Source organism: Rubneribacter badeniensis (assembly GCF_002899695.1).
In the GTDB taxonomy this organism is placed as follows: Bacteria; Actinomycetota; Coriobacteriia; order Coriobacteriales; family Eggerthellaceae; genus Rubneribacter; species Rubneribacter badeniensis.
Map to the genome: position 1 here is coordinate 1 of NZ_PPEL01000061.1, position 20,474 is coordinate 20,474.

At 69.4% G+C, this 20,474-nt stretch carries 19 protein-coding genes; 16 read left to right on the forward strand and 3 right to left on the reverse strand.

Annotated features, from left to right (window positions below; translation table 11 throughout):
* The first annotated feature begins 178 nt into the window (after nucleotides 1-178).
* From C2L80_RS09520 to C2L80_RS09535, 4 genes are all read left to right on the forward strand, one after another.
* On the forward strand, nucleotides 179-1,603 hold the full coding sequence (locus C2L80_RS09520; protein WP_103263098.1) for a DUF512 domain-containing protein: 1,425 nt from the start codon (nucleotides 179-181) through the stop codon (nucleotides 1,601-1,603).
* 32 nt (nucleotides 1,604-1,635) lie between these two features.
* Complete coding sequence (gene der / locus C2L80_RS09525) at nucleotides 1,636-2,952, forward strand: ribosome biogenesis GTPase Der (protein ID WP_103263099.1); 1,317 nt, start codon at nucleotides 1,636-1,638, stop codon at nucleotides 2,950-2,952.
* Between the two features lie 3 nt (nucleotides 2,953-2,955).
* A complete protein-coding gene (gene plsY, locus C2L80_RS09530; protein ID WP_103263100.1) occupies nucleotides 2,956-3,612 on the forward strand; it encodes a glycerol-3-phosphate 1-O-acyltransferase PlsY in 657 nt (218 codons plus the stop codon).
* Nucleotides 3,613-3,677: 65 nt separating this feature from the next.
* Nucleotides 3,678-4,685 (forward strand): NAD(P)H-dependent glycerol-3-phosphate dehydrogenase, encoded by a 1,008-nt coding sequence (locus C2L80_RS09535; protein WP_092199598.1) that lies wholly within the window; start codon nucleotides 3,678-3,680, stop codon nucleotides 4,683-4,685.
* A 385-nt stretch (nucleotides 4,686-5,070) separates the two neighbouring features.
* Here the strand turns inward: C2L80_RS09535 and C2L80_RS09540 are convergent, their stop codons facing one another.
* Together C2L80_RS09540 and C2L80_RS09545 are read right to left on the reverse strand one after the other, a co-directional pair.
* On the reverse strand, nucleotides 5,071-7,092 hold the full coding sequence (locus C2L80_RS09540; protein WP_103263101.1) for an NAD(P)H-hydrate epimerase: 2,022 nt from the start codon (nucleotides 7,090-7,092) through the stop codon (nucleotides 5,071-5,073).
* A 69-nt stretch (nucleotides 7,093-7,161) separates the two neighbouring features.
* Entirely contained in the window at nucleotides 7,162-7,647 is a 486-nt protein-coding gene (locus C2L80_RS09545; protein WP_103263102.1) for a methylated-DNA--[protein]-cysteine S-methyltransferase, read from the reverse strand.
* A 237-nt stretch (nucleotides 7,648-7,884) separates the two neighbouring features.
* On the opposite strand from C2L80_RS09545, the gene rpe reads away from it, so the two are divergent.
* The 5 genes from rpe (at nucleotide 7,885) to C2L80_RS09570 (ending at nucleotide 12,549) form a co-directional block, all read left to right on the forward strand.
* Nucleotides 7,885-8,595, forward strand: coding sequence for a ribulose-phosphate 3-epimerase (gene rpe / locus C2L80_RS09550; RefSeq protein WP_103263103.1), 711 nt, complete (start codon nucleotides 7,885-7,887; stop codon nucleotides 8,593-8,595).
* Nucleotides 8,596-8,601: 6 nt separating this feature from the next.
* A complete protein-coding gene (locus tag C2L80_RS09555) occupies nucleotides 8,602-9,813 on the forward strand; it encodes a cysteine desulfurase family protein (protein ID WP_103263104.1) in 1,212 nt (403 codons plus the stop codon).
* A 19-nt stretch (nucleotides 9,814-9,832) separates the two neighbouring features.
* Nucleotides 9,833-10,642, forward strand: a complete 810-nt coding sequence (locus C2L80_RS09560) for a histidinol-phosphatase HisJ family protein (RefSeq protein WP_103263105.1) — start codon at nucleotides 9,833-9,835, stop codon at nucleotides 10,640-10,642.
* Between the two features lie 231 nt (nucleotides 10,643-10,873).
* On the forward strand, nucleotides 10,874-11,782 hold the full coding sequence (locus tag C2L80_RS09565; protein ID WP_103263106.1) for a Nif3-like dinuclear metal center hexameric protein: 909 nt from the start codon (nucleotides 10,874-10,876) through the stop codon (nucleotides 11,780-11,782).
* 47 nt (nucleotides 11,783-11,829) lie between these two features.
* Entirely contained in the window at nucleotides 11,830-12,549 is a 720-nt protein-coding gene (locus C2L80_RS09570; RefSeq protein ID WP_103263107.1) for a zinc ribbon domain-containing protein, read from the forward strand.
* A 398-nt stretch (nucleotides 12,550-12,947) separates the two neighbouring features.
* Here C2L80_RS09570 and rpmB read toward each other — a convergent pair whose 3' ends face one another.
* The gene (rpmB, locus tag C2L80_RS09575) at nucleotides 12,948-13,139 is read right to left on the reverse strand and encodes a 50S ribosomal protein L28 (protein WP_087193431.1); all 192 of its coding nucleotides are present in this window, start codon (nucleotides 13,137-13,139) and stop codon (nucleotides 12,948-12,950) included.
* Nucleotides 13,140-13,361: 222 nt separating this feature from the next.
* Between rpmB and C2L80_RS09580 the strand changes: the two genes are divergently transcribed.
* From C2L80_RS09580 to C2L80_RS09610, 7 genes are all read left to right on the forward strand, one after another.
* A complete protein-coding gene (locus tag C2L80_RS09580) occupies nucleotides 13,362-13,709 on the forward strand; it encodes an Asp23/Gls24 family envelope stress response protein (protein ID WP_087195219.1) in 348 nt (115 codons plus the stop codon).
* A gap of 91 nt (nucleotides 13,710-13,800) precedes the next feature.
* Entirely contained in the window at nucleotides 13,801-15,432 is a 1,632-nt protein-coding gene (locus C2L80_RS09585) for a DAK2 domain-containing protein (RefSeq protein ID WP_103263108.1), read from the forward strand.
* A 191-nt stretch (nucleotides 15,433-15,623) separates the two neighbouring features.
* Nucleotides 15,624-17,810, forward strand: a complete 2,187-nt coding sequence (locus C2L80_RS09590) for an ATP-dependent DNA helicase RecG (protein ID WP_103263109.1) — start codon at nucleotides 15,624-15,626, stop codon at nucleotides 17,808-17,810.
* Nucleotide 17,811: 1 nt separating this feature from the next.
* The gene (rsmD, locus tag C2L80_RS09595) at nucleotides 17,812-18,405 is read left to right on the forward strand and encodes a 16S rRNA (guanine(966)-N(2))-methyltransferase RsmD (RefSeq protein ID WP_103263110.1); all 594 of its coding nucleotides are present in this window, start codon (nucleotides 17,812-17,814) and stop codon (nucleotides 18,403-18,405) included.
* Nucleotides 18,406-18,429: 24 nt separating this feature from the next.
* Complete coding sequence (gene coaD, locus C2L80_RS09600; protein ID WP_087195223.1) at nucleotides 18,430-18,915, forward strand: pantetheine-phosphate adenylyltransferase; 486 nt, start codon at nucleotides 18,430-18,432, stop codon at nucleotides 18,913-18,915.
* Between the two features lie 176 nt (nucleotides 18,916-19,091).
* The gene (locus C2L80_RS09605) at nucleotides 19,092-19,565 is read left to right on the forward strand and encodes an ATP synthase subunit B family protein (protein ID WP_087195224.1); all 474 of its coding nucleotides are present in this window, start codon (nucleotides 19,092-19,094) and stop codon (nucleotides 19,563-19,565) included.
* The gene (locus C2L80_RS09610; protein WP_103263111.1) at nucleotides 19,565-20,116 is read left to right on the forward strand and encodes a YceD family protein; all 552 of its coding nucleotides are present in this window, start codon (nucleotides 19,565-19,567) and stop codon (nucleotides 20,114-20,116) included. Before C2L80_RS09605 ends, C2L80_RS09610 begins: the two co-directional genes overlap by 1 nt.
* The last annotated feature ends 358 nt before the right edge of the window (nucleotides 20,117-20,474 follow it).

Consider the following 20,474-nt stretch of genomic DNA (forward strand, 5'->3'; position numbering starts at 1 on the left):
GGGTGGAAGGGACGCTCGAGAAGGGTGCCGACGCACCCGTCTGGAACGGGGGCTGCCCGGAAGAAGAGGGCGTTTTGAAGGGGCCGTTCGGCAGGGTTTGCTCAAGGTGGGGAGTGTGGTATATTTGCTGGTCGGAAAAGAGGAAGGTGGCGGGTTGGGCGGGTATCCGACGAACGATATGGAGAGGCAGGCGGCAGACGGCGCGCCGCGATCGCGGGGCTGCCGGCGCGCGGCCGAGCCGCCTCGCGCGCTCGTGCGCGCGGTCGTTCCGGACAGCCCCGCTGACGACGCGGGCTTCGAGCCGGGTTGCTACGTGACCAGCGTGGACGGCCGCCTGGTGCGCGACCTCATCGATTGGCGGTGGCTCGCGGCCGACGACGTGATCGAGCTGGGCTACGTCGACCTCGACGGCGACGCGGGCACGGTGGAGCTTGCACGCGAGCCGGGAGAGGAGTGGGGCTTCGAGTTCGAGGGCGTCGTGTTCGACGGGGTCAAGCAGTGCCGCAACGCCTGCACGTTCTGCTTCATGCGCCAGCTGCCCGACGACGCGCGCTCCTCCCTCACCCTGCGCGACGACGACTTCCGCCTGAGCTTCCTCGCGGGCACCTTCGTCACGTTCACGAACCTCGACGCCGCCGACGAGGCGCGCATCGTGGAGCAGCGCATCTCGCCTTTGCGCTGCTCTTTGCATGCGTCCGATCCCGCCGTGCGCCGCCGTATGATCGGACGCCACGCGCAGCACGGCATCGACGCGCTCGAGCGGCTTCTCGCGGCGGGCATCGAGTTCCATGCGCAGATCGTGCTCGTGCCCGGCCAGAACGACGGCGACGTGCTCGCCGGCACCCTCGAATGGGCCTACGCGCGCCCCGGCATCCTCGACGTGTGCATCGTGCCGCTCGGGTTCACGAAGCACCAAAGCTCCTTCGAGCGCAGCTTCGACAGCCCGGAGGCGGCGCGCGGCGTCATCGACCTCGTCGCGCCGTTCCAGCGCCGCGCGCTCGCCGAGCGCGGGAGCATGTGGGCCTTCCCGGCCGACGAGTTCTACGCGCGCGCCTTCGGCCCCGCGCTGCTGGACAACCTGCCGCCCGCCGAGAGCTACGGGGACTTCGGCATGTTCGAGGACGGCGTGGGCATCATCCGCTCGTTCGCGGACGACTGGCGCGCGGCCGAGGAGGCGGGCGTCGTGGAGCGCGCGGCCCGCGTCCTGCGCGAGACCGGGGCGCGCGTGCGCTACGTGGCCGGCGAGGCCACGCGCCACTTCCTCGGGCCGCTCGTGGCGCAAAGCCCGCTTTCGGGCCTGTTCGAACCGCTGTTCGTGAAAAACGAGTTCTTCGGCGGCAACGTGAACGTGACGGGGCTTCTCTGCGGCTGCGACGTCGCCGATGCCGTGCGCGCCGCCCGCTTCGGCGAGGGCCCTTTCGGCGCACGCGCGCTCTTCGTCCTTCCGCGCGTCATGTTCAACGACGGCATGGCGACGCTCGACGATATGAGTTTGGAGGATATGGAAAAGCGCGCAGGCGTCCCGCTCGCCGTGGTATCCTGTAACGCGTCGGAATATCTCCTCGAGATCATCGACCTGGCCGGGCGGCGCTCCGGCCTCTGACCGGACCAACAACCTACTCTGCGAGGTAGCACATGCCCTTACCACTCGTCGCGGTGGTGGGACGGCCGAACGTCGGCAAGTCCACCTTCGTGAACCGCATAGCCCAGGCCAACGAGGCCATCGTCCACGAGATGCGCGGCGTCACGCGCGACCGCTCCTACCACGAGGCCGATTGGAACGGCGTGGAGTTCAAGCTCGTCGACACCGGCGGCATCGAAATGGGAGACGACGACGCCTTCCAGGGCTCCATCCGTGCCCAGGCCATCGCCGGCGCGAACGAGGCCGACGTCGTCGTGTTCGTCGTGGACGGCAAGACCGGCATCAACGCCGACGACGAGGAGGTGGCCCGCATCCTGCGCAAGACGCGCAAGCCGGTGTTTCTCGCGGTGAACAAGATGGACACGCCGAACCGGACCGATGAGCTGTGGGAGTTCTACCAGCTGGGCCTCGGCGACCCCTGGCCGGTGTCGGCCACGCACGGGCACGGCACGGGCGACTTGCTCGACGCGGTGGTCGACGAGCTTCGCAAGGCGGACCTCGCCGGGGGCGTCGAGGAGGACGGCGGCATCAACGTGGCCATCATCGGCCGCCCGAACGCGGGCAAGAGCTCGCTTACGAACCGGCTCACCGCGAACGAGCGCTCCATCGTCTCGGACGTGGCCGGCACCACGCGCGACGCCATCGACACGCGCGTCGAGCGCGACGGGCGGCGCTACACCATCGTGGACACCGCGGGACTTCGCCGCAAGAGCCAGATCGACCAGGACGTGGAGTACTACGGCTTCGTGCGCGCCATGCGCGCCATCGACCGCGCCGACGTGGCGCTGCTCGTCATCGACTCCACGCTCGGCCTCACCGACCAAGACCAGCGCGTCGCCGGGTTCGCGGCCGAGCGCGGCTGCGCCATGGTCGTCGTGCTCAACAAGTGGGACCTCGTCGACGGCCCCGAGGCGAAGGCCGAGATCCGCGAGCGCATCGCCGACCGCCTCACGTTCGTGGGCTACGCGCCCGTCATCGCCATATCGGCGCTCACCGGCAAGAAGGTCGAGCGCGTCTGGGACGCCATCGACGCCGCGTACGCGAACTTCTCCCAGACCATCCCCACGAACAAGCTGAACACCTGGCTGGGCGAGATCAGGGAGACGGGGCACACGGTGTCGAGCGGCAAGGCCGTCCTGCGCATGAAGTACGTCACGCAGACCTCCACGTGCCCGCCGCGCTTCACGTTCTTCGCGAACCGCCCCGACCTCGTCACCGACAACTTCGAGCGATTCCTCGAGAACCGTTTGCGCGCGCGCTTCGACTTGACGGGCACGCCCATCCAGATGAAGTTCAAGAAGAAGGATTAGTCCATGCAGACGGTTCTGGCGGCGGCAGCCGTGTTCGTCGCGTCGTTTCTGCTGGGGTCGATCCCCTGGGGCGTGATCATCTCGAAGGCGTTCTACCACACCGACATCCGCGAGCACGGCAGCGGCAACATCGGCACCACGAACGCCCTGCGCACGATGGGCAAGGCCGGAGGCGCGGCGGTGTTTCTGCTCGACTTCGGCAAGGGGCTCGCTTCGGGCGGCCTGGCGCTCGCGGCGTGCTGGCTGCTCGTGCCGGGAGGAGGGCTCTCGTCCGAACCCTTCGTCTCCTACGATCTCATGGTGACGCTTGCGTTTCTCGGTTGCATCTGGGGCCATATCTTCAGCCCGTGGCTCGGCTTCAAGGGGGGCAAGGGCATCGCGGTGGCGGTGGGGTGCCTGTTCGCGACGTTCGGCTGGCTCGGGGCGCTGCTCGAGCTCGCGCTGTTCGCCGCAGTGGTGGCGGCGACGCGCTACGTGTCGCTCGGGTCGCTTGCGGCGGCGGTGGCCTGCCCGTTCTTCGCGCTCGCGATCTTCTGGGGCGAGGTTTCGCCCATCATGCTGTGCACGCTCGCGGCCGCGACGGTGATCTGGGCGCATCGGAGCAATATCGCGCGTCTGCGGGCGGGCTCGGAGAGCAGGATCGGCAAAAAGAAGGCATGAGCCTGCCCGAAAGGGCTCGGATCGGGCGGCGCGCCCCTGCGGGCGGCGTAGCGGAAAGGACAACCATGAAGATCGCGGTCATCGGGGCGGGGTCGTGGGGAACCGCGCTTTCGCAGGTTCTGGCGGGCAACGGGCACAACGTGGGGCTCTGGGCGCGCAAGACGGAGGTGGCCCGTTCCATCAACAAAGAGCGCCGCAACCCGCGCTACCTTTCCGATGTCGAGCTGCACGAGGGGATCGTGGCGACGCCGTCGTACAAAGACGCGCTTCTGCGCGCGCGGGCGGCCGCGATCGTGACGCCCTCGAACCTCATGCGCGGCGTGGCGCGGGCTCTCGCCGACGTGGTGGACGCCGAATTTCCCATCGTCATCTGCTCGAAGGGCGTGGAGGAGGGAAGCGGCCTTCTTCCGGTGGAGGTGTTCGAGGCCGAGATGGGAGGCGCGCACCGCTTGGCCGTGCTGTCGGGGCCGAACCACGCCGAGGAGGTCGTCAAGGGCGTTCCGTCCGGCACGGTGATCGCCAGCTCGTCGGAGGAGACCGCAGCGCTGTTCCAGGAGCTGTTCGCGTCGGAGGCGTTTCGCACCTACACGAGCGACGACGTGCGCGGCGTGGAGCTGTGCGCGGCGTTCAAGAACGTCATCGCCATCGCGGTGGGCGTGAGCTACGGGCTGGGGTACGGAGACAACACGGCGGCCATGCTGATGACGCGCGGCCTGGCCGAGATGAGCCGTCTCGTCGCGCGCGCGGGCGGGCAGGCGCTCACGTGCATGGGCTTGGCCGGTGCGGGAGACCTCGTCGCGACGTGCACCTCCGAGCACTCCCGCAACCGCCGTTTCGGCAGGCTGCTCGCCGAGGGCGGCACGCTCGCGGACTTCACCGCGCAGACCCACATGGTGGCCGAGGGGGCGCTTGCCTGCAAGACCCTCGCCGTGCTCTCGGAGCGCTACGGCGTGGAGCTGCCCATCACCGACGTCGTGCGCAGCGTGGTGTGGGAGGGCGCCGATCCGCGCGAGCTGGCGGGCGCGCTTGCCAGCCGCCCTCTGACGACCGAGTTCCACGGACTGTCGGTCTAGGGCGCATCGCGCGAAGCTCATAGAGGGCTGCGGCGCTGCGCGTGCGGGATGTGCGGCCTTGAGCGCTTCGACGCAGACGAAGGCTCTGGTCAACGCGACGGCAACGGAGGGTTGACCGGGCGTCCACCGTCTATCGGATCGGGTTGTGCGGGCGCGGTCGGACGGGTAGAGTAGTCCTTGCGCCGCCGGTCGGCGCCCTGACAACCTATCCGAGTGCCCGTCGTCTCGTCTCTCGTGTGAACCCCTCTCTCACCCTCTCTCGAAAACCTCCGACGGGCCGTGAGCATGCGCACGTTTCCCCTTCTCCTCGGTGCGCACTGCCGAAGCGCCTCCGGGACCCCCCATCCCGGAGGCGCTTCCTTTTGCTCCTGTGCCGCGTTCGCGTTCATTCGGCGCTTCGCGTCTGGCCGTCCTGCTCGCCTCGAAGCCGCTTCAGGTGGGGGCCGATGTCGACGAGGGAGGCGAGCCTGATCGTGCCGCATGCGCGTGCGGCGGGGGAGGACAGTCCCGGCTTGAAGGCGAGCATCGTCACGGTGAGGTCGGCGAAGAAGCAGGGCCTGGCCGCGCGTCCCGATTGCGCCGACAGCCCGCTCGGCACGTCGACGGCCACGGCGAAGGGGGCGCCGTGCGCTTTCGGTAGAAGCGACCGATCGCCTCGCCGTTCATGGTCGCCGCGCTCGCAAGCGCGCTTGCGGTGTCTGCCGCGACCCGCTCTGCGCGCGCCTTCGAAGCGGCGGCGGTTGGCGGCTCTGATCCACGAGGCAGAGGGCTCGCGCACCTCCTCTCCCGAAAACCCCGTGCCCAGGATGGCGTCCACCACGGCTCTCGCCCCTTCGAGCGCACCCTCGAGGACGTCGGCGTCGGGCGCGACGAGCACGCGCAGCGGCAGGGCGTTCCGCGCGGCGTCGGCGAACACGGCGAGGGCGGTCGAGCGCGCGGGCTCGACCTTCATCCGCTCGGCGATGTCGGGCGCGACGAGGGTGACGGGATAGCCCTCCTCGGCGAGCGCGCGGGCGCACACCCAGCCGTCGCCGCCGTTGTTGCCCGCGCCCGCAAGCACGACGACGGGCGCGGGATCGGGCACCCAGGCGCGCACCTCTTCGGCCACGGCCCGTCCCGCGCGCTCCATGAGCTCGGAGAGCGGCGTGCCGTCCTGGGCGATGAGCCCTTCAAGGGCGCGCACCTCGTCCACGTCGAGCACCGTCCTTTGCTTGCGCATGAGCGCCACCCCGGCCTCCGTCATGACGCGCGTGTTCGACAGCACCCCGTTGAGCATGACGAAGGGGGCGCCTCTCAGCTTCGCCCGCACTGCGCGCACGACGAGCGTCGCGATCCACAGAGCCATGAAAGCAAGCCACACCCAGGTCGTCGAGGCACCTTCCATGGATGGAAGCGGGGCGCTCCAACCGAAACGCCCTTCGGCGAAGACGTCGAGCATGCCCACACCGAAAGCGATCTCGAAAGGCGCCCAGGCGAACAGGAACAGAAGGCCGTAGCGGGCGAGGATCTGGTACCAGCGCACCGGGTCGGCGTTCGGCCGCACGATGCGCAGCTTCAAGAGCATCTGCCCGAACGTCCGACCCCGAAAGGCGATGGGGACGATTCCGAAGAAGAATGCGAACGACGCGCGCGCGAGCCATCCCGAGCCGAACCATTTCCCGCCCGGGAAGGAGCCGGTGGAGATGGCGATGTTCAGCGCGCCGAGAAGCACCGCGGCCGCGCAGGCCAGCGAAAGGTCGATGGCGAACGACAGCGCGCGCCGTGTCGCGCTCGCGCGCACGCCGGCCTCGCGGGCCTCCAGGGCGACGAGCCGGATGTCGGGCAGCACGCGCAGGGCGGGCCCCACGGCCCAGAAACCCACCATGGCTCCCAGGGTGTTCAGGATGAGGTCGTCCACGTCGAACAGGCGGTAGGGGTGCTCGTAAAGGCCCCAAAGCCCGGTGAGCTGCGTCGTCTCGAACGACAGCGTGACCAGAAAGCCGATGAGCAGCGTCTGTCGCCAGGTGCGCCGGAAGTAGTAGCGCAAATACATCCCCAGGGGCACGAGCAGAAGCACGTTGAAGACCGCCTCGTACACGTACGGGTCGCGCAGCGTCGGCAGCCATGTGGCGGGATCGCCCAAGGAAAACGTCGTCTCGGCCAAAAACTCGCGGACGAAGCTGAACGGGACGAGCTGGGGCGTCTGCGCATAGGGCACGACGACCGAGCGGTCGGCGGGCAGGGGCAGGAGCACAAGGAAGTAGGCGCACAGGAGGTAGAATGCGAACGAGTACACGGCGAAGGTGCGCAGCCAGGGCACGGAGCCCGCCTTGCGGTACTGGTAGACGAGGTAGGGCAGCGTGATGGCGAGCGCGATGAGCGGGAAGGACGCGACGGCTAAGGTTATGTCGGACACGTAGACGTTCATGGGTCGATGGGCCTTTCGGGTCGGGGCGCGCGGCAGGATGCGGGATTTGCGGCGCGGTCGGGCGGGCGCTCAGGCGTTCGCGTCTCGGTGCCTTCGCTCGAGCTCGAGCAGCGCGCCGTGCAGCCGGGAGGCCGCGTCCGCGCCGGGAGGGCGGCCGTGGGCGTCCACGACGCGGTGGTCGGGCACGAGCACCGCGAGCGGGTTTCTGCGCACGGCCGCCCCTGTCGCGCGGTGCGATCCGGGCCTGCCGATGGCGCGGGCGAGCTGCGAGGCGGTGAGCGTCTCCCCGTAGGGGATGCGGAGCACGCCGTCCCAGACGGCTCGTTGGAAATCGCTTCCCTCGGGGGCGAGAGGCAGGTCGAAGCCGCGCCGTTTGCCGGCGAAGTACTCCAAAAGCTCCGTGGCCGCGCGGTTGGTTAGCTCGCTCGGACGCCGCTCGCCCTCCATCTCCGCGTCGCCGAACGCGACGTTGGCGATGCCGTTTTCGCGCGCGCGGATCGTGACGGGCCCGTGCGGCGTGCGGTAGGCGTAGTACGTGGCGAAGCGCGTGGTCATGAGGGCCTTCTTCCGTTCGGGTACTCCCATTATAATGCAAGGCCGCGCCCGGCGCGCGCTCGCGTCTCGATGCGGCGGCGCCCTGGCGCATCCCGTTCGGGGCGCGGAGCGGGATCGCGAGCCGAGGCGCTTCTCCCGCAGGGGCATGTGTTTTTCCCTTCCCGGCAGCGACGGGGGAGCAGGTGCGCATTCGTTGCGCTAGAATGAAGGGGCATATGCGACGAAAGGGGTCAGAGCATGTTCGAACCGGTCAAGATCGCGCCCTCCATCCTGTCGGCGGATTTCGCGAACCTCGCGCGCGACGTCGCCCTTGTCGAGGAAGCGGGCGCGGGCTTTCTGCACGTCGACGTCATGGACGGCCACTTCGTGCCGAACCTCACGATGGGCGTTCCGGTGGTGCGCTCGCTCAAGCGCGCCACGTCGCTGCCGCTCGACGTCCACTTGATGGTGGACAACCCCCTCGATCAGCTGCCGTGGTACCTTGACGCCGGAGCCGACTCGGTGACCGTCCACGTCGAGCCGCTCGATGCCGAAGGACTCGCGCGCGCCGTGGATGAGATCCGCGCCGCCGGCGCGAAGGCGGCTGCGAGCGTGAAGCCGGGCACGCCGGTCGAGGTGCTCGCCCCGGTTTTGGCCGATCTGGACATGGTGCTCGTCATGAGCGTGGAGCCGGGCTTCTCGGGGCAGGGCTTTATCGAGGGCAGCGAGGAGAAGGTGGCCCGCGTCGCGCAGCTGGCGCGCGCGGCGGGGAGCAGCCCTCTCATCGAGGTGGACGGCGGCATCGGGGCCGCCACGGCGGGGCGCGTGGCGGCGGCCGGTGCCGACGTGCTCGTGTGCGGCAACGCCGTGTTCGCCGCCGACGATCCCGCCGCCGCGCTCGCGGCCGTGCGCGACGCGGCGCAGAAGGCCCGCCTCGCGGCGCTTGGCGGCTCGGCTGGGGAGGCGTGATCGGCCATGGCCTTCGACCCCGCCTCCTACGTCTACCTCGACTACGCGGCCACCTCCCCCCTCTGCGAGGAGGCCGCCGCCGCGATGGCACCCTACCAGGCTTCCGGCCGCGCGAACCTCGCCGTGGGGGCGAACGCGAACTCGCTGCACGGCCCCGGTCGCGCCGCGTTCGAGGCGCTCGAGGCCGCGCGCCGCTCGCTCGCCCGCGACCTGGGGGCCCGGCGTCCCTCGGAAATCGTGCTCACCTCTGGGGCCACCGAGGCCGACGACGCGGCCGTGCTCGGCATCGCTCGCGCGGCGGCGGACGAGCGGCGCCGCCGAGGCGCGGGCGCGGGGTTCGTCCCGCACGTGGTCACGACGGCCGTCGAGCACGACGCGGTGCTCGCGCCCGCGCGCCGTCTCGAGAAAGAGGGCTTCCGCGTTACGCGCCTCTCTCCGAACCGCCAGGGCTTCGTCGACTCTGCCGCGCTCGCCGAGGCGCTGTGCGCCGACACGGTGCTCGTGTCGGTGCAGGCCGCGAACTCGGAAGTGGGCAGCGTTCAGCCCGTGGCCGCGCTCGCGCGCGCGGCGCACGAGGCGGGGGCGCTCTTCCACACCGACGCCGTCCAGGCGCTCGGCAAGGTTCCGCTCGACCTCGCGGCGGCGGGCGTGGACGCGGCGTCGCTGTCGGCGCACAAGGTGGGAGGCCCGAAGGGCGTAGGCGCGCTCTACCTGCGCTCGCGCACGCCCTTCGAGGCGCACCTGATCGGGGGCGGCCAAGAGGGCGGGATGCGCAGCGGCACGCAGAACGTGGCGGGCGCCGCCGGGTTCGCCGCCGCCGTCCATGCAGCCGTGGGGATGCTCGAGGGGGAGTCCGCCCGCTTGCGCGGGCTGCGCGACCGCCTGTACGCGCGGCTTGCGAAGATCCCCGGCGTCGAGGCCACCGTGGCCGTCGAGGCGGGAAGCGAGGACTTCCTGCCCAACATCGTGCACGTGCTCGTCGACGGGTTCGAGAGCGAGACGCTCATCCTGCGCCTCGACATGCAGGGCTTTGGCGTGTCGGGCGGCTCGGCGTGCTCGTCGCACTCGCTCGAGCCGAGCCATGTGCTGCGCGCGCTCGGCGTGGACGCGGATCGGGCGCTCGGCGCCTTGCGCGTCTCGATGGGGCGCTGGACCTCCGAGCGCGACGTCGACGCCTTCGTCTGCGCGCTCGAGGCGAGCTTGGACTGGGACATGTGAGGAACGGAAGGAAGCCGTCATGGAGCTTGTCACCACGCACACGCACACCTGCTTCACGAACCACGGCGAGGGCACCGTGGAGGAGCTTGTCTCCGCGGCCTGCGCCGCAGGCGTCTCCACCATCGCGGTGACCGAGCATTACCCGCTCTCGGAAGCCTTCGACCCGACCCACTACGTGTCGATGGACGCCGGAAGGGTGGACGAGTACCTTGCCGCCATAGAGGCCGCGCGAAAGGCGCATCCCGAGATCGAGGTGATCGCCGGCTGCGAGCTCGACTGGCTCGGAGGCGACGAGGACCGCGACCTTTCGCCCGAGGACTTCGCGCCGTTCGGCGTCGTGCTCGGATCGGTCCACTTCGTGGATCGCTGGCCCTTCGACGATCCCGCCCAGCGCGGGCGATGGGACGAGGTGGGCGCCGACGCCATCTGGCGGCGCTACTTCGAGGTGTGGTGCGAGGCGGTCTTATCCGACGCCCCGTTCACCGTCATGGCGCATCCCGACCTGGCCAAGAAGTTCGGCATCCTGCCGAGCTTCGATCCGCAGCTGCTCTACGAGCAGGCGGCCGAGGCCTGCGCGGCGGCGGGCCGCATGGTGGAGGTGAACACCTCGGGGCTGCACTACGCCTGCAAGGAGATGTTTCCCGCGCCGGCGCTCTTGGCGGCGTTTCGCCGCGCGGGCGTGCCGTGCACGGTGGGCACCGACGCGCACAAGCCCGCGCATGTGGCGCGCGGCATCGAGCAGGCGTATAGGCTCATGGCGCAAGCCGGTTATCGAACGGTAACGGTGCCGACAGCCGATGGCGACCGCCGCGAGGTTACCATCGAATAGCCCCGTCCGGCGCTCCTCGCCGCGGGGCCGATGCCGCGCGCCCGTGCCGCTTTGGAGCCTCTCCGTCCTCGCGCTCGGGGGGCAGGGGCGGCGCGCTCGCGCGGCGCAGTCTGCGCAAGCACCGCACGCTGCAAACGCTTATGCGGGGGCGGCACATCCGCGCGCGGCGCAGCGAGTCCCGCCGGCCCGAAGCGGTCCGAAGGGAAGACGACGTTGAAAGGACTGGTCGCCATGGTTGGAGCGAAGAAGAGCCAAAAGAAGGTTGCCGCATCCGAAAAGGGGCTCGCCACGCGGTCGTCGGGCACCTTGTCGAAGCCGATGCCCTCCCTCACCGTGGGCGCGCTCGAGCGGGCGCTGCTCGCCGAGTTCCCCGCCGCCGACGCGGAGGCGTGGGATCGCACGGGCCTGACCGTGGGGGATCCGGCGCGCCTCGTCACGGGCGTGGCCGTGGCGCTCGACCCCACGGTGGAGGCCATCGAGGCCGCGGCAGAGGCGGGTGCGAACGTGCTTGTGACCCATCACCCCGCGTTCCTCGCGCCGCCCGATTCGTTCGCGCCCGCCACCTCGCCGGCTGTCAGCGCGGGGGCGGGCGTGTGGAAGGCGGTCGAGCGCGGCGTGGCGCTCATGGCGTTCCACACGGCGCTCGACGTGAGCGCCCGCGCCCAGCGCGTGCTGCCCGGCATGCTGGGCCTTTCGTTCGAGCGGGTGCTCGAGCCCTTGCCGGGAGCGCCGGACAAGGGGTACGGGCAGCTGTGCGCGGTCGTCGACGACGGCTGGCTTTCGCTCGGACAGCTGGCCGCGCGCTGCACGTCGGTGTTCGCCCGCCCGCCGCGCGTCTGGGGCGACTTCGACCGCGCCCTCGACCGCGTGGTCACCTGCACGGGGTCGGCGGGCGGCCTCGGGCGCGCGTGCCTCGGGGCGCGGGCCGACTGCCTCGTGTGCGGCGAGGTGAAGTACCACGACGCCCTCGACCTCTCGCAGGCGGGCCTCGCCATCGTGGACCTGGGCCACGACACGAGCGAGCTTCCCCTTGCGGGCGTGCTCGCGAGCGCCGTCGAGGCCGTCGGCGTGCCCGGCGAGCGCGTGAGCGTGATCGCCCAGCAGGATAACTGGTCCCACCCCGAGACGGTGCGGATATAATGGGGCGAGCGCCGCAGACGGCGCCCCGACGCGAACGAAGGAATCCCATGCATGTAGACACCGGCGACCTCGCCACACTGCTCAAGCTGCAGCACATCGACCTGGAGATCCTGCGGGCCAACAAGCGGCTCGAAGAGCTTCCCCAGCGCAAGGCCATCCTCGAGGCGCGCACGAAGAGGAAGGCCGTCGAGCAGAAGCGCGCCCAGCTCGACGCGCTGCGCGCCGATGTCGAGCGAAGGCTGTCGAACGTGGGGGAGGAAGACGCCGCGCTCGCCGAGAAGCAGCGCCGCGCGCAGGCCGAGATCGACGAAGCGCGCGGCGACTACCGCAGCGTGGAGGCGCGTTCGAAGGAGCTTGACGGCTTCGCGCGCCGTCGCGACGAGCTCGAGGCGAGGCTTTCGGCCATCGGCGAGGAGCTGGAGAAGGTCGAGGGCGTGCAAGCGCAGGTGGCGCGGATGCTGTCTGACCTCGACGCCGAGGAGCGCGCGGCCACGGAGTCGTTCGTGAGGGAGGGCGGCGCGCTCAAAGACGCCCTCTTCCGCAACGAGGCCGAGCGGGCGTCTTTGGCCTCCTTTTTGCCGAAGGAGCTGCTCGCCTCCTATGAGAAGATCGCGGCCCGCACGGGCGGCGTGGCGGTGGGCCGCTTGCAGGGCGAAAGCTGCGGGGCGTGCCGCATGGCCATCGAAGGGGGCCGCCTCATCGACATGAAGGGTCAGGGCAACGTGGGGGTCTGCCCCCAGTGCGGCCGTCTGCTCGTCTTGGAGTGAGCGCGTCGAGGGGGATGCACGCCCTTCTCAGCGCCTCTTGCAGCGCGATGCGCGGATGACGAGAAGCGCCGCATCGCCGTCCGAAACGGTCGTTCTTCGCATCGGAGGCGATCGCCTCGGACGGCGATGCGGACAAGGGCGTCATCGGGGGGGGGGGCGTCCGTCTTTCTCTCGTTCTCCTCTGAAAACGATGAAAAGCCCGCGTACGCGGGCTTTTCATGTCATGCGGATTTTCTTCCAAGGCACGGTAAAAGCTCCGGTTCCGAAAACGTCTCGCTCGCCGTCGAATGCGTTCGGACGCGCAGACGGCGAAAAGGAGAACGGGATTCGGCACCGGAGCTCGTTGCGACGCCGGGCGCGCCTCGGCGCGTCTCGCCGTTTGCGAGGACGGCGGGCCTTTACGCGCGCTCGACCTTGCCGGCCTTCATGCACTTCGTGCAGATGTTGGCCTTGCGGACGCGGCCCTTGCTGTCCTTGATCGTCACCTTCTGGATGTTGGGACGGAACCAGCGGTTCGTCACGCGGTGCGAGTGGCTGATGCTGCGCCCTGCGACCGGCGCCTTACCGCAAATTTCACAAACCTTCGACATCGTTCTCTCACTCCAATTACGTCGGTTGCTCGTCGGCTTAAGCCGTTGTTGGCAAAAAAGCCCTCATACTATAGCACATAAACTGAGCCGGTCACAAGAATTTTTCGTGTAGTATGCGCTTTGTTCCGATTCGAAGCGCCGCACAGCGCGCCGCCCATGCGCTATACTGCTTGAACAGGTTTTCGTCGTGCGCGGGCGGGTCCGCGCCGTGAAAGGAATGCCATGAGCGATACGATACCGGGCAACCTCCATGTTGCCAACGACGTTCTGGCCGACATGGTCGGCAACGCGGCGCTCGAGTGCTACGGCGTGGTGGGCATGGCCGCTCCCAGCGCCGCCGACGGCATCGCGAAGATCCTCCCCGCCTCCCGTCTGCGCCGCGGCGTGGTGGTCTCCACCACCGAAGCCGGGGTCCACGTGGAGCTCTACGTGGTCATCGAGTACGGCACGAACATCAACACGGTGTCCCAGAACCTCATCGACCAAGTCTCGTTCGCGTTGACCGAGTACGCGCGCGTCCCCCTCGACGGGGTCGAGGTGCACGTGCAGGGCGTGAAGGTGCGCAAGTAGCGCCGAGGCGGCTTCGACGAGCCGCAGGGCCGCCGAGAAGAGAGGGGCGGCAGGTTGCGGCGTGTACGCACACAAAGGAGAATCGAAAGCAATGTCAGAATCCTACACCTCAAACGACCTTCTCAATGCCATAGCTGCGGCGAGCAAGACCTTGAGCGAGCGAAAAGACGAGATCAACCGCCTCAACGTCTTCCCGGTTCCCGATGGCGACACGGGCACGAACATGTCGCTGACGTTGGAGACGGTCGTCGAGAACCTGGCCAAGCTGCCCATCGGGGCCGAGGGGGCTGAAATTCGCAAGGCGATCACGACCGGGGCGCTCATGGGCGCGCGCGGCAACTCCGGTGTCATCACCTCGCAAATTTTGCGCGGCCTGTGCGAGGGCAGCGTCGGCCAGAAGCTTGACGCCGCCGGCATCGACGCGGCGTTCTCCTCGGCCGTCGAGGTGGCGTTCCAGGCCGTGCGCAAGCCGGTGGAGGGCACCATCCTCACCGTGTTGCGCGACAGCGCCGCGGCGGCCAAGCGCGCGCGCAAGAAGAAGCTCTCGCCTGAAGAGGCGCTTTCCTCCGTGGTGGAGGAGGCCTACGCCTCGGTCCAGCGCACGCCCGACCTGCTGCCCGTGCTGAAGGAGAACGGCGTGGTGGATGCGGGAGGCTTCGGCCTGGCCATCTTCTTCGACGCGTTCGCTTCGGCGCTCACGGGCAGGGAGGGGCCGCTCGGCGACGAACTCGCGTTCGCCCGCAGCGCCGCTCCCAAGGTCGAGATCGAGCAGATCAACGACTGGGAGGGATCGGCGTACCGCTACTGCACCGAGTTCCTCGTCCATTCCGACGACGTGGACGCGGACGCGGCGAAGGAGTTTCTGCCCACGATGGGCGACTGCGACCTCATGGTGGGCATGCATCCCAACTTCAAGGTGCACGTGCACACCAACCGCCCCGACGAGGTCCTCGGCTGGTTTTTGGATCACGGCGCGCAGATCTCCGAGGTTCACATCCACAACATGCAGCTGCAAAGCGCCGCACGCACCGACGCGCTCGCGGCCGAGGAGGCCGCCGAGCGCAAGCCGCTCGGCTTCGTGGCAGTGGCCGCAGGCGAGGGCAACGCGAGGATCCTCGAGAGCCTGGGCGTGGACGTGGTGGTGTCCGGAGGCCAGACCATGAACCCCTCCACGAAGGACCTGCTCGACGCGGTCGGCGCGGTCAACGCCGATGCCGTCATCATCCTGCCGAACAACAAGAACATCATCATGGCGGCCCAGAGCGCGTGCGACCTGTCGGACACTCCGTGCGCCGTCGTGCCCACGAGAAGCGTGCCCGAGGCGTTCGCGGCGTTGTTCGGCTTCGACGAGGGCGCGGGTTTGGAAGAGAACGTCGAGTCGATGACCGAGGCGTACGCGGAGGTGAGAACCGGCGAGGTGACCCGCGCCATCAAGGATTCGAAGGACGCCCACGACAACCCCATCAAAGAGGGCGACGTCATCGGCATCGCCGACGGGTCCATCGAGGCCGTGGGCTCCTCGGTCGACGACGTCGTGCTGTCGCTTCTGGCCGCGATGGGGGCCGAGGAAGCGGACACGCTGACCATCCTCGCGGGCGAGGACCTTTCGGACGAGGCCTTCGACGGGCTCGTCGAGCGCATCGAAGGCGCCTTCGGCGAGCTGGAGGTGGACGCCCACCGCGGCGACCAGCCCCTGTACCCCGTCGTCATGTCGGTGGAGTAGCCCCGCCGGCCTGTCGGCCGACGGAAGGGCCGGCGTCGCGAGGCGCTCCGGCGTCGAATCGTGTCCCTTGCGCGCTCTCCCTTGCGTGCTGCGCGCGCTTGGTTGCGCAACGGGACGGTCTTCGACGTCGGAGCGCCTCGCGCCGACGTTGCAAGCGACCAGGTAGGTTATCAGTGCCGAACGAAGCGAACATGAGCGCTCCCGACCGTCTGGCGGCCACGCTCGCGCTCGACGAGCCCGTCGATCGCGTGCGCCTGGTGAGCCCGGCGCGCGCCCGCGCGCTCGCAGGGCTCGGCATCGAGACGGTGCGCGACCTCGTCACGCACTTCCCGCGCCGTTACGTCGACCTGTCCGCGAAGGAGACGGTGGCGTCGGCCGTCATCGGCGGGTCGTGCACCATCGAGGGCTCCGTGCACGAGGTGAAGCTCAAGCGTCCGAAGCCGCGCCTTTCGCTTGTGGAGATCGCGCTCGTGGACGGCACGGGCGTGCTCATGGTCACGTGCTTTCGCCAGCCGTGGCTCGCCGACCAGCTGAAGCCCGGCATGCGCATCGCCGTGGCGGGAAAGCTCGAGTTCGGCTACGGCTTCAAGCGCATGACGAACCCCTATCTCGAGGCGCTCGACGGCGAGGGCGCGGCGGAGGGCATGGTCGTCCCCGTGCATCCCGCATGCGAGAAGGTGTCGGCGGCGTGGATGCGCCGGCTCGTGGGCAACGCGCTCGCGGCGTGCGCGGGCCTGCGCGACCCTTTGCCGCTCGAGCTGCGGGCGAGGTACCGCCTCATGAGCCGCGGGACGGCGCTGTCGTGCATCCATTTCCCGCAGACGATGGCCGAAGCGTCCGAGGCGCGCCGCCGCCTCGTGTACGAGGAACTGCTTTTGCTCGAGCTCATGCTCATGCGGCAGGCGCGCGAGCGCGAGCGGGGGCGCGAGCCGGTGCGCCACGTCGTGGACGGCCCGCGCACGGCGGCCTTGGCCCGGGCGCTGCCCTTCGAGCTGACCGACGAGCAGAAGCACGCCAAAGACGACATCCTCTCCGCGCTGGCCGCCCCGCGCGCCGCGAACCACCTGCTTTTGGGAGACGTGGGCACGGGCAAGACCGCCGTGGCGGCCTTCGCGCTGGCCGCGGCGGTGGACACCGGGACGCAGGCGCTTTTCATGGCCCCCACCGAGGTGCTCGCCCGCCAGCACGGGGGGAGCCTCGGGCCGCTGTTCGACGCGGCGGGCGTGCGCTGGGCCGTGCTCGCCGGCTCCACGTCCGATGCCGAGAGAAAAGACGTCCTCGCGCGCCTCTCGGCGGGGGAGATCGACGTGCTCGTCGGCACGCATGCGCTTTTGGAGGACGACGTCGCGCCGCGTTGCCTCGGCCTCGTCGTGATCGACGAGCAGCAGCGCTTCGGCGTGGACCAGCGCGCCCGGCTCTTGGCGAAGGGGGAGGCGCCCGATGCGCTCTACCTCACGGCCACGCCCATCCCGCGCACGCTCGCGCTCGCGCTCTACGGCAGCCTCACGCTGTCCTACCTCACGCGCCGCCCGCACGACGCGGCGCGCCGCACGACGAAGGTGCACCGCAAGGACGACCGCGGACGCGCCTACGACGCCGCCCGCGCCGCGCTCGCGCGCGGCGAGCAGGCGTACGTGGTGTGCCCGCTCGTCGGAAAGGACGGGGGAGAGCGCGATGCGAAGGCGGCGGGGACGCGCCGGCGCGAGGCGGACGAGGAAGCCTACGAGTACGCGGCCATCAGCATCGAAGGCGACGCCGATCTTGCGGACGACGACGTGGCCGCCGCCACGAAGGAGGCCGCCTACCTGCAGTCCCACGTGTTCGCCGACCACCGCGTGGAGCTTTTGCACGGGCGCATGGCCTCCTCGGAGAAGCAGGCCGTCATGGATCGGTTCCGCCGCGGCGAGACGCAGGTGCTCGTGGCCACCACCGTCATCGAGGTGGGCGTGGACGTGCCCAACGCCACGGTCATGATCGTGGAGGACGCCGACCGCTTCGGCCTCGCGCAGCTCCATCAGCTGCGCGGGCGCGTGGGCCGCGGCGAGAAGCCTGCCGAAGTGCACCTCGTGTCCGCGTCGAAGTCCGAGGCCGCGCTTGCGCGCCTCGCCGCCATGGAGCGCACCGACGACGGCTTCGAGCTGGCCTCCTTCGACCTGTCGCTGCGCCGCGAGGGCGACATCCTGGGGAACCGCCAGCACGGCGCCTCGGCGCTCAAGCTCGTGAACGTCGTGCGCGACGGAAAGATCGTCGAGGCCGCCCATGCCGATGCGCTCGCCCTCCTTGAGGAGGATCCCGAGCTCGATCTTCCCGAGCATCGCGCGCTCGCTCGCGAGGTGCGTCGGGCGTTTCCCGAAGACAACGCCGCCCAAGGAGGCTGATATGAGGATCGTCGCAGGCCAGTTCAGAGGTAGGCCCCTCAAAGCGCCGAAGGGCGAGAACACCCGACCCACCACCGACCGCGTGCGCGAGTCGATGATGAGCGCGGTGGAGAGTGCGCGGGGTGGCCTCGAGGGCGCCGTCGTGCTCGACGCGTTCGCCGGCTCGGGGGCGCTTGGGCTCGAGGCGCTTTCGCGCGGGGCGCGCTGCGCGCACTTCTTCGAGCGCTCCGGCGAGGCGCTGCGCGCGCTCGGCGCCAACGTGCGCGCGCTCGGCCTCGATGCGCGCCGCGCGCGCCTTCATCGCGCCGACGTGCTCAAAGATCCGCCCGTCTGGGCGTCCGAGCCGTTCGACCTGGTGTTTCTCGACCCGCCCTACGCGCTTCCCGCGTCCTGCGCGCTCGGCGTGCCCCGCGCGCTCGCTGAGCGCGGGGCGCTCGCGGCAGATGCGATCGTGGTGTACGAGCATGCGGCCTCGACGTGCGCGGACGCGGACGAGGCGGTCGATGCGAGCGGTTTGGCCCTTGCGCGGCGCAAGAAGTACGGGGATACTGTCGTGGACGTCCTGCGCCCAGCCGCGCCGGACGACGCCGATTGACGAGAGAAGGAACGGAAGCCTCCCATGAAACGAGCACTCACGCCCGGAACGTTCGATCCCATCACGAGCGGGCATCTCGATGTGATCACCCGCGCCGCCCAGCTGGTCGACGAGGTGGTGGTGGCGGTTGCCGCCTCGCCGAAGAAAAGGCCCCTGTTCAGCCTCGAGGAGCGCGCCGAGTTGGTGCGAAAGGCCACGAGCCATCTGCCCAACGTGCGCGTGGAGCCCTTCGACGAGCTGCTCGTGGACTTCGCCGCCCGCATGGAGGCCACCGTGGTGGTGAAGGGGCTGCGCGCCATCACCGACTTCGAGTACGAGTTCCAGATGACGGCGCTCAACTACCAGTTGAGCCAGGAGCTCGAGACGCTGTTCATCATGTCGCCCCCTCAGTACATGTACCTCTCGTCGTCCATCGTGCGCGAGATCGCGAGCCTCGGAGGCGACGTGGCCCGGTTCGTGCCCCCGTGCGTGGCCGAGGCGCTTGCGGCGAAATTCGCCTCCGTCCGCTGACGGCGAGGGAACGGTCTGGCGACATCCGACGCTCCGACCGGGAGAAATGTGCATGCTTTGTGCATTGGAGGGCGGCGCGGGCGGCTTTAATGCTAGAATGACGAGACGCATGCGCGCTCGATACCTGCGCGCGCTCACGCAGATGAAACGCAGCACGCCAGGGTGGAAGGACGATCATGGACGAAACAGGAGTCTTGGGGCTTTTGGAAGAGCTCTCGATTCTGCTTGAGGACTCGAAGCCGGTGTTCGGCAAAAGCAACATGCGCCAGGTTGACATCGCCGCGGCGTTCGAGATCATGGACGAGGTCCGCGACACGTTCCCGAGCGAGTTCGCCCAGGCCCGCCAGATCGTGCGCGAGCGCCAGAGCCTCCTCGACGACGCCGAGGCCGAGGCCAACCGCATGATCGAAGACGCGCGCAGCCAGGCGATGACCATCGCGAGCGAGCAGGAGATCGTGCGCATCTCGCAGCAGCAAGCCGACCAGGTGCTCGCCGACGCGCGCGAGCTCGAGCGCCAGACGCGCGCCGGCGCCGAGGACTACGCCGACGAAGTGTTCGGCCACGTGGAGCAGAGCCTCGACACGCTGCTTGGCAACGTGCGCCGCTGCCGCGACCGCCTCAACGCAAACTCGATGGCCGCGGGCCGCTGATGACCGACACGCGCATATTCATCCCTTCCGAGCTCTTCGCACCGGCGGAGAGCTCTCGTTTCGAAGGCGTCCTCGCGCTGCCTTTCCTCGAGGCGGGCTGCGACCGCTACCGGTTCGAAGAGCCGCTTTCCTGGCAGGTGGACGTGACCAACACGGGCGACGCCCTGCTCGTGTCCGGCACGGTTGCCGGCGAGGCCGAGACGGAATGCGCGCGCTGCCTCGACGGGTTCGCGCTTCCTCTTGCGGGCGAGGTGGAGGGCTACTTTTTGCTCGACGCTCGCGACGAGTCGCCCGAGGGCATGGACGACGACGAGTTCGACGTGCTTTCCGAGGACCACGTGATCGACCTCGAGCCGCTTCTGAAGGCCGCCCTTCTGCTCGAGCTTCCCCTCGTCCCTTTGTGCGACGAGGAGTGCCGGGGGCTGTGCCCTTCGTGCGGGGCGAACCTCAACGAGGGTCCGTGCGGCTGCTCGTCCGTGGAGGAGAAGGGCGACGGAATGCCCCCAAACCCGTTCTCGGTGCTAAAGGGTTTCCCCTTCGACGAAAAGTGAAGCGGAGCGCAAGCGGGTCGGAAACGGCCCGCTTTTTCGCTCATGGCTTTTGATCTGCCCTCTGCGCCGCAGGCGTGAGGGCTGCCATCCGCCCGCCATGCGGGTGGGTGGCAGACGGCTTTGCAGAACCACTCTTCCGACGGGCGTCGGCTATTGTTCGGGCCGTCGAGGAATCCGGGCAGGAAGGGCGACGGTCGGCTACGGCCCAGAAGGCCCACGGCCCGTCGTACGCGAAGCGGCCTTGCGGGCAACGCATCGCGCGCGCCGAAGTGCAGGCGCAAAAGCCATCTGTGGCCGAATCAGAAAGGACGCGGGGGAGATCCCGCGTCCTTTCTGATTCGGCCACAGATGGCTTTTG